Annotated in this window: 14 protein-coding genes and 1 pseudogene; 13 read left to right on the forward strand and 2 right to left on the reverse strand. The window is 46.6% G+C overall.

Features of this window, described 5'->3' with window-relative positions:
• The 13 genes and pseudogenes from L5L94_RS09020 to L5L94_RS09080 form a co-directional block, all read left to right on the forward strand.
• Nucleotides 1–487, forward strand: a pseudogene (locus L5L94_RS09020) (IS110-like element ISShes7 family transposase); the annotation flags it as partial.
• 840 nt (nt 488–1,327) lie between these two features.
• Nucleotides 1,328–2,227 carry an ATP phosphoribosyltransferase gene (gene hisG, locus L5L94_RS09025; RefSeq protein ID WP_041408375.1) on the forward strand — a complete coding sequence of 300 codons (900 nt, stop codon included), beginning with the start codon at nt 1,328–1,330 and terminating at the stop codon, nt 2,225–2,227.
• 3 nt (nt 2,228–2,230) lie between these two features.
• On the forward strand, nt 2,231–3,553 hold the full coding sequence (gene hisD / locus L5L94_RS09030; protein WP_263162696.1) for a histidinol dehydrogenase: 1,323 nt from the start codon (nt 2,231–2,233) through the stop codon (nt 3,551–3,553).
• A 60-nt stretch (nt 3,554–3,613) separates the two neighbouring features.
• Nucleotides 3,614–4,816 carry a histidinol-phosphate transaminase gene (gene hisC / locus L5L94_RS09035; protein WP_263163053.1) on the forward strand — a complete coding sequence of 401 codons (1,203 nt, stop codon included), beginning with the start codon at nt 3,614–3,616 and terminating at the stop codon, nt 4,814–4,816.
• A gap of 107 nt (nt 4,817–4,923) precedes the next feature.
• Nucleotides 4,924–6,015, forward strand: a complete 1,092-nt coding sequence (hisB, locus tag L5L94_RS09040; protein WP_263162699.1) for a bifunctional histidinol-phosphatase/imidazoleglycerol-phosphate dehydratase HisB — start codon at nt 4,924–4,926, stop codon at nt 6,013–6,015.
• 31 nt (nt 6,016–6,046) lie between these two features.
• Nucleotides 6,047–6,817, forward strand: coding sequence for an imidazole glycerol phosphate synthase subunit HisH (hisH, locus tag L5L94_RS09045; RefSeq protein ID WP_263162702.1), 771 nt, complete (start codon nt 6,047–6,049; stop codon nt 6,815–6,817).
• Nucleotides 6,818–6,883: 66 nt separating this feature from the next.
• On the forward strand, nt 6,884–7,621 hold the full coding sequence (hisA, locus tag L5L94_RS09050; protein WP_263162703.1) for a 1-(5-phosphoribosyl)-5-[(5-phosphoribosylamino)methylideneamino]imidazole-4-carboxamide isomerase: 738 nt from the start codon (nt 6,884–6,886) through the stop codon (nt 7,619–7,621).
• Nucleotides 7,603–8,376: an imidazole glycerol phosphate synthase subunit HisF gene (gene hisF / locus L5L94_RS09055; protein ID WP_006081894.1), complete on the forward strand. Its 774-nt coding sequence runs from the start codon at nt 7,603–7,605 to the stop codon at nt 8,374–8,376. Before hisA ends, hisF begins: the two co-directional genes overlap by 19 nt.
• Before the next feature lie 112 nt (nt 8,377–8,488).
• Nucleotides 8,489–9,145 carry a bifunctional phosphoribosyl-AMP cyclohydrolase/phosphoribosyl-ATP diphosphatase HisIE gene (hisIE, locus tag L5L94_RS09060; protein WP_263162705.1) on the forward strand — a complete coding sequence of 219 codons (657 nt, stop codon included), beginning with the start codon at nt 8,489–8,491 and terminating at the stop codon, nt 9,143–9,145.
• Nucleotides 9,146–9,662: 517 nt separating this feature from the next.
• On the forward strand, nt 9,663–10,850 hold the full coding sequence (locus tag L5L94_RS09065) for an aromatic amino acid transport family protein (RefSeq protein WP_263162708.1): 1,188 nt from the start codon (nt 9,663–9,665) through the stop codon (nt 10,848–10,850).
• A gap of 306 nt (nt 10,851–11,156) precedes the next feature.
• On the forward strand, nt 11,157–14,606 hold the full coding sequence (locus L5L94_RS09070; RefSeq protein WP_263162710.1) for a YdbH domain-containing protein: 3,450 nt from the start codon (nt 11,157–11,159) through the stop codon (nt 14,604–14,606).
• 13 nt (nt 14,607–14,619) lie between these two features.
• On the forward strand, nt 14,620–14,838 hold the full coding sequence (locus L5L94_RS09075) for a YnbE family lipoprotein (protein ID WP_028759774.1): 219 nt from the start codon (nt 14,620–14,622) through the stop codon (nt 14,836–14,838).
• 24 nt (nt 14,839–14,862) lie between these two features.
• Nucleotides 14,863–15,198, forward strand: a complete 336-nt coding sequence (locus tag L5L94_RS09080) for a YdbL family protein (protein ID WP_006086285.1) — start codon at nt 14,863–14,865, stop codon at nt 15,196–15,198.
• Between the two features lie 315 nt (nt 15,199–15,513).
• On the opposite strand, the gene L5L94_RS09085 is transcribed toward L5L94_RS09080, so the two are convergent.
• Nucleotides 15,514–16,185, reverse strand: a complete 672-nt coding sequence (locus L5L94_RS09085; protein WP_263162713.1) for a DUF4276 family protein — start codon at nt 16,183–16,185, stop codon at nt 15,514–15,516.
• Entirely contained in the window at nt 16,182–17,294 is a 1,113-nt protein-coding gene (locus L5L94_RS09090) for an AAA family ATPase (RefSeq protein WP_263162716.1), read from the reverse strand. Before L5L94_RS09090 ends, L5L94_RS09085 begins: the two co-directional genes overlap by 4 nt.
• Between the last annotated feature and the right edge of the window lie 96 nt (nt 17,295–17,390).

Genomic DNA, 17,390 nt, shown 5'->3' on the forward strand with positions numbered 1-17,390 from the left:
ACGCCAATACATGCGTGAGCTGATGGAAGAGTTGCGTGCGATCAACGTTGCAATAGGTTCGCTGGAAAAAGACATCAAACTGCAGGCAAGAACGCACCCRGATGCCAAGCGACTGATGGGTATAAGAGGCGTTGCAGAAATCATTGCCACTGCCGCGGTGTCATTTGCCGGAGATGGCTCWGGCTATCATGGTGCTCGGCATTTTTCTGCAAATTTAGGACTGGTTCCTAAAGAGTTTTCCAGTGGGGGRAAACARAAATTGGGCGGCATAACCAAACGAGGTAACAGCTATCTGCGGCGGCAACTGATCCAGGGAGCTTGGTCGATTATTCGYTATGCAAGTAAGAGTAATGACAGGATCTCCGTATGGGCCTTAAAGGTGATTGAGCGGCGAGGTAAACAGAAAGCGGCAGTAGCAATTGCAAACAAATTGGCRCGGATCATCTGGGCTATGCTGTTTCATCGCAGCGAATATCGGCCTTGTTAATATGTAAAAATCGAGTATTAAACTCACCTCAAAACACAACTACAGATAATGAAGTAACAGGTAATACCGGCCTTTGCAGATGCYGAGAGAGTACAAGGAGCATATGACTCCGAAAGGACGATAAGCAGCAAAGGCGCGGTTCTCATTAAGGCCAGAGAACAAAGATTCTCACAAACAGGTCGGATATACGTACGCAGTATTAATGAATATCAGCAAATGCTCACAACTCAAGTTACAGTTCCCCCTGCACGACTTCCAACACATTTCCATCTACTTTCAACATCCACCCAACAAAAATGCTCAATAACTTTATTTAACGATAACCTTCCGCCTTTCACAAAAACGCATAAATATTCTCATTTAATTCAAATTGGCTGTTGCAAAGGCTCATAAAAGCGGTTAGTTTAAATCCACTTATACGGATAGACGTCCGTAACAACGCATTCAAGGCTTAACTGTATTTCGACTGCACTTTATTTCGAACAGTTGGGCCAATAACGTTAAATACCGAGAGAGTAAAATGAGCACACTACTGAACGCTATCCACCACCATCACCACCATATGCGGTAGCCTTCGGACGCTCACTGCCGGAGGACTATATCCTTCTGGCGGACTGATTCAAGATGATCATAAACCCCTGGAAGGAATTCCGGGGGTTTTTGCATTTAGGCATTAATTTCGGTTTTAATTTAAATAAAAAACTTTTAGATATTTAATAAATTATCAATACGTTAGCTAGATTTCTTAGCTAGGGCCCATTGAATGGCAGTGCGTATTAAACCGATTAAACAACACTTTTTGAATCTTTTAATTTTGATACTTTTGAGCGAGATAACACTATGACTGAATCGAACCGTTTACGCATCGCCATCCAAAAATCTGGCCGTCTTTCTACTGACTCTCAGCAACTGCTAAAAAGCTGTGGTGTTAAATTTTCCATTAATGAACAACGCCTTATCGCTCATGCTGACAATATGCCTATCGATTTACTGCGCGTTCGTGATGACGATATCCCAGGTCTAGTGATGGACGGCGTAGTCGATATGGGGATCATAGGTGAAAACGTGCTCGAAGAAGAACAAATCGAGCGTCAAACTCTGAACAAACCCGCAGATTGTCTCAAACTGCGTCAGTTAGATTTCGGATCATGTCGCCTTTCGTTAGCCGTACCAACAGAATTCAGTTACGCCGATGCCTCCTCGTTAGAAGGATTACGCATCGCCACTTCTTATCCGAACCTTCTGCGCCGTTTTATGCAACAAAAAGGCATAACTTATCGCGACTGTATGTTAAAAGGCTCGGTTGAAGTCGCCCCGCGTGCCGGCCTTGCCGATGGGATTTGTGATCTTGTGTCGACGGGCGCCACCTTAGAGGCCAACGGTTTATACGAAACCGAAGTGATTTACCGCTCTATGGCCTGCATCATTCAATCGACCCAAACTCAATCGCCGACTAAACAAGCACTCATCGACAAAATTCTGTCCCGCGTCAACGGCGTTATCCGCGCCCGTGAGAGCAAATACATACTGCTACACGCGCCAACCGAAACCTTAGATCAAATCGTCGCCCTACTGCCCGGCGCGGAAAACCCAACCGTATTGCCATTAAATGATGATACTAACCGCGTTGCTATCCACGCCGTCAGTACCGAAGATTTGTTCTGGGATACCATGGAACAGTTGACCGCACTCGGTGCCAGCTCGATTCTGGTAATGCCAATCGAAAAAATGATGGGGTAATGTATGGAAATCCTAACTTGGTCAACCTTATCAACCGCCGAGCAAAAAACGGCGCTGAAACGCTCACCTTTAATTGGTGACAGCGGCTTAGAGCAAAGCGTTCGCGCCATTATCGATGCGGTGGCAACGCGGGGTGATGCCGCCATTGCCGAATTTAATCAAAAGTTTGATGGCTTCAATAGCGCGACCATAGATGTAAATGGACAAGGTAGTGATGAGCTGCGTCTGAGTGAAACCGACATTACTGCGGCAAGCGCACGGGTATCGCCAGAGCTGAAAGCTGCGATATCCAAAGCCATGGCGAACATAGACGTATTTCACAGCGCCCAGCAATTTCGCCCGATTGATATGGAAACCGAGGCGGGAGTACGCTGCGAGCTACGTAGCGAACCGATTGAAAAAGTGGGTTTATATATCCCTGGTGGTAGTGCGCCATTAATTTCTACCGTGATGATGCTCGCCCTGCCCGCCAAGATCGCAGGCTGCGAACAAAGAGTATTAGTCAGCCCACCGCCCATCAACGATGCCATTATCTATGCCGCCAATGCCTGTGGGATCACTGAAATTTATCAAGTAGGCGGCGCGCAGGCCATTGCGGCACTGGCCTTCGGCACAGAAACGATTCCCGCGGTCGATAAGATTTTTGGCCCAGGTAATCGCTACGTGACAGAAGCTAAACGCTTAGTGTCACAGGATGGTCGCTGCACTGTGTGTATCGATATGCCAGCCGGTCCTTCTGAAGTGTTAGTGATTGCCGATAGCGACGCCAATTGCGAATTTATCGCCGCCGATTTGCTTTCGCAAGCCGAGCACGGCCCAGATTCACAAGTGATTTTAGTGACAGATTCGCAAGCTATCGCCGATGGCGTCAATGACGCGCTGACAAGACAACTCGCCGCGCTGCCGCGTTGTGATATAGCTACAACGGCACTACTGAGCAGTCGTACTTTTGTTGTGGACGATATGATGCAAGCCGCGCAGGTTTCGAATCAATATGGGCCTGAGCACTTGATCATTCAAACGCGCTTTCCCCGTGAGGTACTGAAAAACATTCGCGCGGCGGGCTCGGTATTTTTAGGCGCTTATACACCTGAATCTATTGGTGATTATGCCAGTGGCACCAACCACGTGCTGCCGACCTACGGTTATAGCCGCGCCGTGTCGAGCCTGTCATTAGCCGATTTTAGCCGCCGCTTTACCGTGCAGGAACTCAGCGCTAAGGGCTTAATCGGATTGGGGCAAGCGGTCATGACGTTAGCCAGTAACGAATTGCTCGATGCGCACAAAAATGCCGTCGCTATTCGTCTAGCTAGCCTAGAGAAATGACCCGCCTAGATCTTAAGTGATTAGCACTTAAGTTTATAAAAATAGAGCTGAGTGAAGAAAATGAACCAAGTGAGCAGCATGGAAAAGACAGCAGAACCCGCAGCATTAACGGCATCAAAGCTAGCATCATCAACGTTAGCGCAATCGACGCCGCTAACGTTAGCCGAGCGCTTAGCGCGCCCTGAGTTACTGGATTTAACGCCCTACCAGAGTGCCCGCAGACTGGGCGGTCGTGGTGATATTTGGATCAATGCCAACGAATCACCCTTCAATAATGTCGATACCGCAGCGCTCGATTTATCGAAATTAAATCGTTACCCAGAATGCCAACCGCCGCAGCTTATCAATGCCTACAGCGAATACAGCGGCGTGAGCGCCAGCAAGATAGTTGCCAGCCGCGGCGCCGATGAAGCGATTGAACTGTTAATTCGCGCCTTTTGTATTCCAGGCGTCGACAGCATCGCCTGCTTTGGCCCGACGTACGGCATGTATGCCATCAGTGCGAACACCTTTAATGTGGGCGTTAAAGCGTTAAATCTCAGTGCAGAATATGGCTTGCCGACAAGCTATGCCGAGGACGTTCGCGGCGCAAAACTGGTGTTTATCTGCAATCCCAATAATCCGACCGGGACTGTGTTAGGCAAAGCCATTATCGAGCAAGCAATCAAAGCCCTGCCCGACGCGCTTGTGGTGATCGATGAGGCCTATATTGAGTTTTGCCCTGAATATAGTGTGGCGGATTTACTGGAAAGCTATCCGAATCTAGTGGTACTGCGCACCCTGTCTAAAGCTTTTGCACTCGCCGGCGCACGTTGTGGTTTTATGCTAGCAAACGAGGCCGTAGTCGAAATTATTATGCGCGTGATTGCGCCCTATCCTGTGCCGCTGCCAGTGAGTGAGGTCGCCACGCAGGCGCTATCAAGCGTAGGCGTTGCGCGGATGAAAGTGCAAGTTGCACAATTAAATGAGCAAGGCGCCAGACTCACAGCGGCGATCAGCGCTTATTGTTCAAAATCGAATAGTTCAGATTCGCGCGCCCGCGTGCTTAAGCCTAACGGCAATTATGTGCTGGCTGAATTTGATGATGTCGCCAAGGTCGCGGCGTTACTGCAAGGCAGCGGCGTTGTCGCCCGCGCCTACAAAGACCCAAGGCTTGCCAAGGCTATCCGCTTTAGCTTTAGTTCAAAGGCGGATACCGATGTGTTAGTGAATTTATTTGAATCGCAACACACTGAGCAATCACCAGAAACGAATAATAAGTAACTGATAATAAATCTCTGATCATAAAAAACTAATAAAAAGCGAATGCAACGCTGAAGGTAAAATCAGCTTAAGCATTAGCTAAACGAATTGAATTTGAAGGTAGAGCCATGAACCCACAATTTATCCCGAACGTTGCACAAAAAATTCTGTTTATCGACCGCGATGGCACCTTGATTGAAGAACCCGTCACCGACAAACAGGTCGATAGTCTGGCTAAATTAGTGTTTGAGCCACAGGTGATCCCCGCTTTGCTACGTCTGCAAAAGGCGGGATTTCGTTTAGTCATGGTCAGCAATCAAGACGGCCTTGGCACACCGTCTTTCCCGCAGGAAGATTTCGACGCGCCCCACAATATGATGATGCAAATCCTCAAAAGCCAAGGGGTTAACTTCGAGGATGTGGTGATTTGCCCACACTTTAATGATGAAAATTGCAGCTGCCGTAAACCTAAGCTTGGGCTAATAAAAGACTATCTCACCCAAGGCTGTATCGATTTCACTCAATCGGCGGTGATTGGTGATCGCGAAACCGATGTGGAACTGGGCAATGCCATGGGCATTAAAAGCCTGAAATATCAACGCGACACATTGGGCTGGAACGCCATCGCCGATGCGCTGCTCAATAAAGGCCGCACCGCGACGGTCGTGCGCACCACCAAAGAAACCGATATTCGTGTGACTGTGGATCTCGACAGTTCAGTCAAAGGTAAAATAGACACTGGCATTGGCTTTTTCGACCACATGCTCAATCAAATTGCCACCCATGGTAATTTTAGAATGGATGTGAAAGTCGATGGCGATCTGGAAATCGACGATCACCACAGCGTCGAAGACACTGCGTTGGCCATAGGTGATGCCCTGCGCCAAGCGCTCGGTGACAAACGCGGTATTGCCCGTTTCGGCTTTAGTCTGCCGATGGACGAAGCCAAGGGCGAATGCCTGCTGGATATCTCTGGCCGTCCTTTTATCAAATTCTCAGCCGATTTTGAGCGTGAGCACGTAGGCGAAATGGCCACAGAAATGGTGCCACACTTCTTCCGCTCCTTTGCCGATGGCCTGCGCTGTACGCTGCATGTGTCGACCGAAGGCGATAACGATCACCATAAGGTTGAAGCCCTGTTTAAAGTGCTCGGGCGCGCGCTACGCCAAGCGGTTAAAGTCGAAGGCGATATTCTGCCATCGAGCAAAGGCGTGCTTTAAGGCATCAGCATAAATCGTTTAAGAGGTTAGGATGCAACAAGACACTCTATTAATAGCTGGCCAGCAATTAACAACTAGCCCGCAATTAACAGCAAATGAATCATCAGATGCTGAAACCGTCATCATAGACACGGGCTGCGCCAATTTAAACTCAGTACGTTTCGCCTTCGAGCGTTTAGGCGCTAAGGTGTTAGTCACAGACGATAAAACCAAAATCAAAGCGGCAAAACGTGTGGTGCTACCGGGAGTGGGCACAGCGGGAGCCGCCATGGCGTCCTTACATGAAAAAGGTTTAGTCGAACTTATTCAAGGCCTGACTCAACCTGTGCTAGGCGTGTGCCTTGGCATGCAAATGCTCGCGGCGATTTCTAAGGAGCGCGGCGGAAAAGGTCAAGATTGCGAGTGCTTAGGCATAATCCCAATCGACATTTGTGAACTGGATACGCAGTTACTCAAAGCTGAAGGCTTACCTTTGCCACACATGGGCTGGAACCAACTTAAGCTAACGACAAACTCACAAGAAGCCAAAATCCCTAACGTTCACCCGCTGTTTGCAGGCGTTGAAGATGGCAGTTATGTATATTTCGTCCACAGTTACCGCGCGCCGTTGAGTGAATTTACCTTAGCCCAATGTTCCTATGGTGAAGGTTTTAGCGCCGCCATTGGCAAAGGCAACTTTATGGGCGTGCAGTTCCACCCCGAAAAAAGTGCCACCGTGGGCGCGCAAATTCTGCGTAACTTTTTACAGATGGATGAAGCGCTGATGGACAAGTTGGCGCAGGAAAGACTGACCAATGAATAAATTACTCATTAAAAAACCAGTTATTAACAAACAACTTACAAATAAATCAATCGAGGATTTAAGCATATGATTATTCCTGCGATTGATTTAATTGATGGCAATGTCGTCCGCCTTTATCAAGGCGATTACAGCCAGCAGACCACATTTGATTTAAGTCCTTTGGCGCAGCTGCAATCATACGAGTCACAAGGCGCTAAGTGGTTGCATATCGTTGATTTAACGGGCGCGAAAGATCCCGCGAAACGCCAAACTCGCCTTATCAGTGAACTCGTGGCGGGACTTAACGCCAATATTCAAGTGGGCGGCGGCATTCGTACTGAAGAGCAAGTCACTGAATTATTAGCTATCGGCGTAAAACGTGTGGTGATTGGCTCGCTGGCGGTGAAAGAACCTGAGTTAGTTAAACAATGGTTTATCAAGTACGGCAGCGAGGCAATTTGCCTCGCGCTCGATGTCAATATCAACCAGAGCGGCGAGAAAATTGTCGCCGTATCCGGTTGGCAAAGTGGCGGCGGTAAGAGTTTAGAATCCCTTGTAGAAACCTTTAGCGCGGTCGGCTTAAAGCATGCGCTAGTGACTGACATTAGCCGTGACGGGACGCTAACGGGCGCAAATACCGCGCTTTATCAAGAAATTGCAGCTAGCTTCCCCGACATCGCTTGGCAAGCCTCCGGCGGTATTGCAACTCTTGATGATGTGAGCGCCGTGCGTGACAGCGGCGCTGCGGGCATCATTATTGGTAAAGCCTTGCTTATCAATCAGTTTAACGTGGTGGAGGCAATCCAATGCTGGCCAAACGATTAGTCCCCTGTTTAGATGTGAAAGACGGTAAAGTAGTGAAAGGCGTGCAGTTTCGTAACCACGAAATTGTCGGCGATATCGTCCCCTTAGCCGCGCGTTATGCCGAAGAAGGCGCCGATGAGCTAGTGTTTTATGACATTACCGCCAGCGCCCACGAACGTGTGGTCGATAAATCGTGGGTGAGCCGCGTGGCGGAGCAGATTGATATTCCCTTCTGCGTGGCCGGTGGCATTAAAACCATTAGCCAAGCCCGTGAATTATTAGCCTTTGGTGCGGATAAGATTTCGATTAACTCGCCCGCCTTAACCGATCCGAGTTTGATCTCACGCCTGCAGGACGAGTTCGGCCGCCAATGTATCGTTATTGGTATCGACTCCTTTTTCGATGCCACCAGCAACAGCTATAAGGTAAAGCAATTTACCGGCGATGAAGCGGCAACTAAGGATACGCAGTGGTTCACCCAAGACTGGGTTGAAGAAGTACAGAAACGAGGTTGTGGTGAAATCGTGCTCAATGTGATGAACCAAGATGGCGTGCGCGGCGGCTATGATATCAAGCAGTTAAGTCTTGTTCGTGCCATCTGCGACGTGCCGTTAATTGCCTCTGGCGGTGCTGGGACTATGGCGCATTTTCGCGATGTATTTATTGAAGCTAAGGTTGATGCGGCGCTGGCAGCGAGCGTATTCCACAAGGCGATTATCAACATAGGTGAATTAAAAGCCTATTTAGCGGCCGAAGGTATCGCGATTAGACGCTAGAGCGGTTCTAGGTTCTAGGTTCTCTAGGTTCTAGGTTCTAGGTTCTAGGTTCTAGGTTCTAGGTTCTAGGTTCTAGGTTCTAGGTTCTACAAACAGATTAAGAGTGAATACTATGTCAACGCAAACAAACACTAAGTCGGATTTTAGCCCTGTTCAAGTTAATGAGCTGGATTGGAACAAACAGGATGGGCTCATTCCTGCCGTTATCCAAAATCATTTATCGGGCAAGGTATTGATGCTCGGTTATATGGATAAGGCCGCGCTGGAAAAAACCTTGAGTACAGGTGATGTCACCTTTTTCAGCCGCTCAAAACAGCGCTTGTGGACCAAGGGGGAAACCTCGGGGAATACGCTAAGGTTGGTCGCTATCGATAAGGACTGCGACAACGACAGCCTGTTAGTGCAAGTGATCCCCAACGGCCCAACCTGCCACAAAGGCACCGAAAGTTGCTGGTTAGATGACAATGCGCACCCTTTCTTGAACAACCTCGCCAGCCTTATCACCTCGCGTAAAGGACAAAGTGCCGATTCCAGTTACACGGCCTCTTTGTTTGCGCGCGGCACAAAACGTATCGCCCAAAAGGTCGGGGAAGAAGGTCTTGAAACCGCCCTTGCCGCCGCGACCCACGATAAGGAAGAGCTGGTTAACGAAGCCTCAGATCTTATCTATCACTTGCTGGTATTGCTTGAAGATCAACATTTAAGCTTCAGTGACATCACAGCAAACTTGCTGGCAAGACATGAAAAGGCGCTGCAGAGCAAAGCATAATCTGCTTACTGATTCTGATTTCACACAAGTCACTGACATCTAAAAATGTCGCACACTTAAGCCAAGTCTGCGGCATTTTTTATCGCGCGATTCCCTCAAGTGCCATTGCCGCAATGTGATCAATGAATATCTTGCGCCTTAATCCTGTGACAAAAAATAATCAAAATACTTTTGTAATGGTTGACAAGTACACTTCAGTTCCCTATGGTAACCTCCGTTGCCGTTAGGTTATTAAGGCAAAGCATCAAAACACTTATCCGTTTTTACTCAACACACGCTAAGGCAAGTTTTATGTGTTTCACAGCATTTTATACTCCCTATCTGTAGCCGCAATGGCATAGATAGGCTCCATCGCCTGACCTTCCATTGTGGCCATATCCTTTCGGATCCGCTGAGCGCCACTGTCTCATTTGCTTAAATCATTTTGTGCTTGAATCGCATCAAAATCCTTTAAGGCAGTTGCTTTAGGATCAAGTCTTTATCTCTTTTTCTTGTAACACGCTTTTGAGATCATGTTATGACACAGAATAAAATTTTCGGCAGTTTACTGCTTATCGCCGGCACCACAATCGGCGCGGGCATGTTGGCTTTGCCTATCGCTTCGGCGGGACTCGGTTTTGGCACGTCATCCGCCATTATGCTCATCCTATGGGCGCTGATGGCCTACACGGCACTGCTAATGGTGGAGATCCACCAATTCGCCCCCAGCGATGCCAGCCTTAATCACTTAGCGCAACACTTATTGGGTCGTAAGGGCCAGTTGATCGCCAATAGCGCCTTGATGTTTTTACTGTACGCCCTCTGCGCCGCCTACATTGCTGGCGGCGGCGAGCAAGTGAACCAAAAACTGAGCACTTGGCTAGGACTAAATTTGCCACCGCAGGCGGGTGCAATCCTATTCACCCTGCTGGTTGGCGCCATTGTGGGCATGGGAACCCACTGTGTGGATCTCATCAATCGCGGTTTATTTGCCCTTAAGCTATTGGCATTATTGCTTATGTTGGCATTGTTACTGCCGCAGGTTGAAAGCCCACATTTGCTCGAACTCCCGCTCAACCAAGGCCTAATTATCACGGCTATTCCGGTGATTTTTACCTCCTTTGGTTTTCACGGTTCGATTCCCTCAGTGGTGCGCTACTTGGGCGTTGAAGTCAAAGCCCTGCGAAGGATCATGTTGTTTGGCTCGGCTTTGCCATTAGTTATTTACCTTTTGTGGCAACTGGGCAGTCAAGGCGTATTGAACCAAAATCAATTGCTCGAAAACCAGAGTTTATCAAGCTTTATCAATCAACTGGCAAGTGTGCTGCACAGTGAATACTTAAGTAGCGCTATTAGTCTATTTGCCGACCTCGCCCTTGCGACTTCGTTTTTAGGGGTGAGTTTAGGTTTGTTCGATTTTATGGCCTCAAGCTTAAGGCAAGAAGATAATACAACAGGTCGCAGCTTAACCGCGGCTATCACCTTTTTACCGCCCTTAGGTTTTGCCCTCTTCTACCCTCAAGGTTTTATCACAGCGCTGGGTTACGCGGCGATTGCGCTGGTGATCCTCGCCATCTTTTTACCTGTGGCCATGGTGTGGACACAACGCCAGATGCGAGACGCTGCCAATATGCCGATGGGTTATCGGGTCGCGGGCGGCAAGTTAGCCTTAATGCTCGCCACACTTTGCGGAATTGTGGTGATCGCCGCCCAGATATTTAGCTAGCCGCAATTCACTCACCAAGAGTAAGTTAACTAAAAGTTAGCTAGCTCGAATAAAAGATTAAGTACAAGAGCCTGTAAAACCTCAACTATTGACATCAGGCTCTTGTCTATTCAATGATCCTTTCACATTAGTCAGCTAAGCCCTTGAGTGTTAAACTGCCTCAGGTGCTCGTGCGTGATATAAGAGCTCCGATGTAGCCGCTCCGAAGTAAAAGTGCCGATGAAATATACACATTCGTGTATTTGTGCACTTCTAAGGCACGAGTTTGATCAGGGCTCAGTCAATAAAGGATAAATATCAAACCCAATGCCAATCCACAACAAGCCAAGCCGTGGCAATGCCTCTGATAGCAAGGCACTTCAGCACGAGGCAACGCAGATATCTGCTGGCCCTCGCAGTGGTGCTTTAGGTTTTGGAACGGATACTCATGTTGCTGCGCAAAATCGCCGTAAATTCCCCCTAAAAAAAACCTTATTGGCGACCAGCTTAACGGGCATCTTGGCGGGCGTGGCGTTAACCGTTTGGATTGTAAATACCCAGGCTGAACAACTCATCATACGGGCGGCAAATTTTGCCCTCACAGGTATGGACAGCGAACTGATTGACATTGAATTAGAGCAAAGTCAGTTAGAACATTGGCGAATTACCTCTGCCAATCTGAGGGTGCATGATAGCCATATCAAGCTTAATGATTTGAATATTCAGCTAAAACTTGACTGGCCACAGAGTTTTGCCGAACTTAAACAGTTCAGCCAAGCCTCTTACCTCACTCAAAAAATCACCCAAATATCCACAGGTGATATTGAAGTCGAGTTAGGGCAATCACTGTTTTTACCCAATCGGAATGCCATCGATGAACAAGGCCCCGCATTGGCCTTAGATATCAAATCACTACCACTCATCGATATCGGAAAAACCAGCCTTATTCTCAACTCCCACCATCTCAACACCCATAATGATTTACCCGCCTATCGTTTGGTAATGGATAAGTTGAGCCTTAACGGCGCAGGGGAAATCAACAGCGAGTTTAGCCATGCAGGCGAAAGCATCGCCATACTTAAAGCCACACTCGAAACCAACAAATGGCAACTCATGAGTCAAATCCAGCTCGCGCCGCTGCTTGCAAGCTTGCATCAAATCAGCCTAAGGCAAGCGCAGGACAGTGTACTGAGTCCGTTAACGGAACTTGATAAAGAGTGGCAAGCGTTAGCGATTGATTTACAAGGCCAATTGATATCCAACAGCAGTATCACATTAACCTCAGGCGAGCTTATCAGTGAGCATCAGTTAATCGAGCCAAAGCTGACCTTTAATCAGTTGGCTGCGCTGCAACTTGCACCTAAACCCGAGCTTGCGCCAAAACCTGAGCTCGCATTTAAGATTGCTGGACATTTAGCCGAACTTGACCTAAAACTAGAGCCCTTTAGCTTAGCGCTGAGTCCAAATACAGAGCAGCAACAACGACTGATGCAGCTACTCGATAAGTCGCTGGCTAAGCCTTTAACTCAGCCTTCGTCTCAATCTTTAACACAGCCAGCAGCCAAGCCTGCTTCGGAGCAAGTGCCTGATCCGTTAGCGAGTCAAATCGCTAAGCTGCTATCGGGGCTCAAAAGTACAGATACACCAGTGGGAATCGCACTGACATTACCTGAAGCCCTGCATTACCCGCTGACTCAAATTCCGCAAGATGTGCACTTGGCTAATCCCCTTGCGATTAAACTTCCTCGAGTGAAGCTTAAAACCTTAGGCAGTAAGCTCGATACCCAAGTCGATTTGGCCAATGTTGAAATCACAAAATCAACCGAAGCACTGTCCTTCAAAACAGATTGGCGCCTTAGTACGAAGCAAACAAGCTCAATGCAATTATCTGAATTGTGGACAAATCCGCCGCAGGATTTTAGCTGGAATAATAGTCAGTTAACGACAGCAGGCACATTTAACTTAGTTCAGACGCCAAGTTCAACCGATTGGCAATTTATCACTGCCGCTACCAAATCGACTGAACTGACTCAATCAACAAAACAAAATACTGGCAACACGCTACAGTTCGCCGTGGGTGAGCTTAAGCGTATTAGCATGCAAAATAAAAATGCGGCTAAACATGCAGAGTTTAGCCTTGGTAGTATCGCGATAAATGCCCTCGCGCCGCTGAACATAAGCTCGCAGAAAAGCACTCATACTCAGAGTTCTGGTATTCAAAACGCTAGCATTCAGAAAGCCAGTCCAGCGCAAAGCTCAGTGCCCACATCTGATACCGCAAACAGGTTAACCCTTGCCATACCGCCTTTAAACTTAGCACTGGAGCAACTGTATTTTTCGCAGACCAAACAGACTTTAGTGACAGATGATGTAGTCACTGAGGCTAATGCGGATAAAAATGCTAGCACTAGCATCATAACGAAAACCGATATGAATGCGGGCAGTTTCTCGATTGCATTACAAAAAGCCATGTCATTTGAGCTTAAACCCGATATCGAAGCGCTGTTCGACTCACTACGCGCTACCACTTGGCGTAATCAACTCGCATGGCAAGCAAGTCAGCTTAATATCGAAAAACAGCTCAGCAGCAAAGGCCGCAGCCGCAAAGAAACCGTACTCAAGCTGGACAAGTTAACGCTGGCACAAAGCTTAGATTGGAAAAATAATACGCTCTTTGGTGATGAGCACTGGCAAGTGGGCACAGTTGAACTGCAAAGCCAACATAAGCTGAATCTTGCCACCGCGAACAATCCCTTAGTGTTAACGGGCCAATGGATAGTCAACACTAGCATGACCGAGGCGCTAGCCTTGCTCAATCAAACCCAACCCTTACCATCTGAGCTTAATGTCACAGGTAATAACCAATTACAGGCGCAGTTTAACCTAACGCAAAGGCGCGATCAGACCCAATTTGCCATGCAAATAACTCAATCGATGACTGAACTTGAAGGCTTTTACAAAGACATCATTTTTGAGGGGGGGAAACTGCAAGCGCAATGTGAGTTCACTTGGGGGCAATCTTATAAAAAAGAGTCTCATAACAAGCCACAGGATAAAGGCTATTTTAGCAGCCTCAGTAAGCTCAATTGCCCGCAGACGCTGATGACCTTTAACTTATTTGATCCAGGCTTCCCACTGACCGATATCGAAGTGGAAGCCGATATCGCCCTTGGCAAAGATGCCGAGAAATTGCCCGACAATTGGATACAACAACTCACAGGCTTAAGTGACACCGATGTTTCCATGACCGCCAAAGGCAAAGTGCTCAGCGGCCAGTTTCTGCTGCCAGAATTTAATCTTAAATTGCAGGATAAATCCCATGCCTATCTGTTACTGCAGGCCATGAGTCTAGAAGAGGTCCTGCGCATTCAACCACAAATTGGCATCTATGCCGACGGCATATTCGATGGCGTGTTGCCCGTCGATTTAATCAACGGCAAAGTGTCGATCACTGGCGGGCAATTAGCCGCGCGCGCACCCGGCGGCCTCATCGCTATCTCGGGCAACCCCGCCGTTGAGCAGATGCGCCAATCCCAACCGTATCTAGACTTTGTCTTTTCGACGTTAGAACACTTACAATACAGCCAATTATCAAGCAGCTTTGATATGGACCAAGCCGGTGATGCTAAACTACTCGTCGAAGTAAAAGGCCGCGGTGAAGGGATTGAACGCCCTATCCACTTGAATTACTCCCACGAAGAGAACATGCTGCAATTATTTAGAAGTCTGCAAATTGGTAATGACTTGCAGGACAGAATCGAAAAATCAGTGAAGTAACAAGGAAACCTCAGTGAAGATAATTCAATTACAGCAAATTAGCATAGGTACCCGAAGCGCGCTTATCGCATTGGTAGCCCTAGCCTCATTGCAGGGCTGTACGCCCACAGTCAAAATAGAACCGCCAGATAAACCTATCGTTATCAATCTCAATGTGAAAATTGAACATGAGATACGGATCAAAGTAGATAAGGAATTAGACCAACTCCTGTCAGACGATAAGCTGTTCTAATTAAATAAGAATTGAGGAATCACCATGAAATCAATCCGACTAAAAACAAAGTTATTATTGCTATTAACCCTCAGCGTCTTAAGCCTAAGCGCCTTTGCTATGTCACTTCAAGAAGCTAAATCACAGGGCTATTTAGGCGAACAAGCCAACGGCTACTTAGGATTAGTGCAAGCCAATCCCGAAGCCAAAGCCGTGATGGACGACGTAAATAACAAACGTCGCGCCCACTACGAAACCATCGCTAAGAAGAACAAACTCTCCCCAGCCGACGTTGCTAAACTTGCTGGCGAAAAAGCCATAGCCGCCACAGATAAAGGCAACTATGTGCAAGATGCCAAAGGCAAATGGATTAAAAAATAGTCCGCTTTCTAAGGCTCTAGCGCGTAAAAGCAAAGCGAATAGACATAAACAAAACGCCTGCAGTAGCAGGCGTTTTTGTTGATGGAGTTTAATTAAGCACACTTATTCCAGTGACACGCCGTCCTGTTACCTAGTAAGAAGTATCCCTATAGGCTCGACCGTGACATCCATGTCACGGATGGTCACTTCCATGACTGTGCTTAATCTCATCAACCCCGGCGTATACTGGGTAACCAAATTTAACAATGGGTGCTATTAAATTATTAACTAAATTACGTAATTGTTTTACTAAAAAATCGATTGCTATTGTAATAATTACTCTGCTGACAATGCTTCAATTTGTTGCAACCATGTATTAAATAACTCACATTTTCCGCGCATAGCTTCAAGGCCAACATCTAGTGCCGCCAAAGTTCCCATCAGTGGTTTTTCGTAATTATCAATTAAACTTATAATACGCTTACTCGGTGCTGTTTGCGGGCTGTTGTTGATGTGTTCAGGTGAAGCGAACTTATCAGCGATAGCTTGAAAGGATGCAACTAAATCTGGTTTATCCATGCCTAAAGCCATTTTCTCGGGATCGCTGAATAACAAACCTTCGAACTCATACATTTGTACAAAAGGAATAAAGCGGCGCATCACATCAGTACCTAATGTCTCGGTAAGCTTTGCAACCAATTCTTTCTGCAACGATTCAGCCTTATCCGTAATAGCAGCATTAACAGCTAAAGCTTTTTTACCCGGGAATGATTCGGGTAACCCATAGAAATCAAAAAATGTGGTGCAATAGCAGTTTTTATCCGCAGTAAGTCGATTTCGGATATCGGGCAAAAGACGTTCAAATTTGAAGTTACCGCCTTTATGCCCAGGTTTACCCATTAAAGCAGGCCTAAGGTAAATACCTTTATTAGCAAAAGGTTCAACAAGTAAATTATTAACAAAGGCTTCTTCAGTTTGCCCTTCACAAATGACATGAACAATGATCATTTTGACGGCCTCCCGCCTAAAATATTTTTCTCCCAAAGTTCACCAACTGAATAATCCTCAAGCCAAAACTTAAATTCATCTTCCTCTAAACGTTTAAAGTTAGAAGCACCATTTTCTCTTTCTACAACAATAAGATCATCGATTTCAAACTCATTCAGCAAAGGTACTGATTGTGTCGAAACAATCACTTGCATACGCAGTGAAGCCGATCGTAATAATGCTCCAAGTAAAGTAATAGCGTACGGGTGTAATCCAAGCTCAGGCTCGTCAATAATAATGGTAGAAGGAGGTTTGGGTTGTAGCAACGCTGTTACTAAGCAAATAAAACGGATTGAACCATCAGACAACTGACTAGGCCATAACGCATAATCACTATCTGTTTGTGTCCATAATAAACGAACTTGTTCTTCACCAGTTTCTAACTGAGTTGGCTTTAACACAAAATCGTTGAAAAATGGTATCGCTAGCTTAACAGTCTTACGAATTTGACTATATACCTCGGACTCTTCATTTTTTAAACGATATAAATACGCTGCTAAATTTGAAGCATCATTACGTAAATACTCGTTATCGTGTACAGAGGATAACCGCTTTACTCCTGCCGTATCGCTAGTGTCGTGAAAATGGTACACACGCCAACTCGAAATTGAACTATAACAATAATCAGCTTCTGAAAATTTACTGCTTTTTTCATATTTAAATTTTAGCTTTGCTTCATTATGACCAGAACCCAGAGAAATCCACTTATCACCAAAATAAGGCCCTTTAAAATAGAGTGATTCTTGCGCAAAAGTAAAACCACCATCTACTGTTGGTTCTAAAAGAAACTTATAACCATTAATACCAAAGGTCACAAGAGATCCAAATTTTTCAGTTTCTTTTATGCCAAAGCTTAAAATTCGATCTGCTCCGCCCTGTTTTTTACTCCATACCTGTAAACGCCCGTCGAGCATCTCACCAAGCAAGCGGAAATATGAAACAAAGTTACTTTTACCAACACCATTAGCGCCAATTAGGACGTTTAAGCTATTTAATCTTAGCTTTTCCATCGAACGTATCGATTTAAAACCGACAATACTCAATTCCTTGATGGGGTTTACTGTACCCATTTTACACCCTCTTTTAGCTTTCTCTGGCTACACACTTTTCTGCTGACGTTAATTGGTAATCGTTGATACGATCGCCTTATTCGGTCCAAACAATAA

This window comes from Shewanella sp. SM21 (genome assembly GCF_025654335.1).
Taxonomy (GTDB): Bacteria; Pseudomonadota; Gammaproteobacteria; order Enterobacterales; family Shewanellaceae; genus Shewanella; species Shewanella oncorhynchi.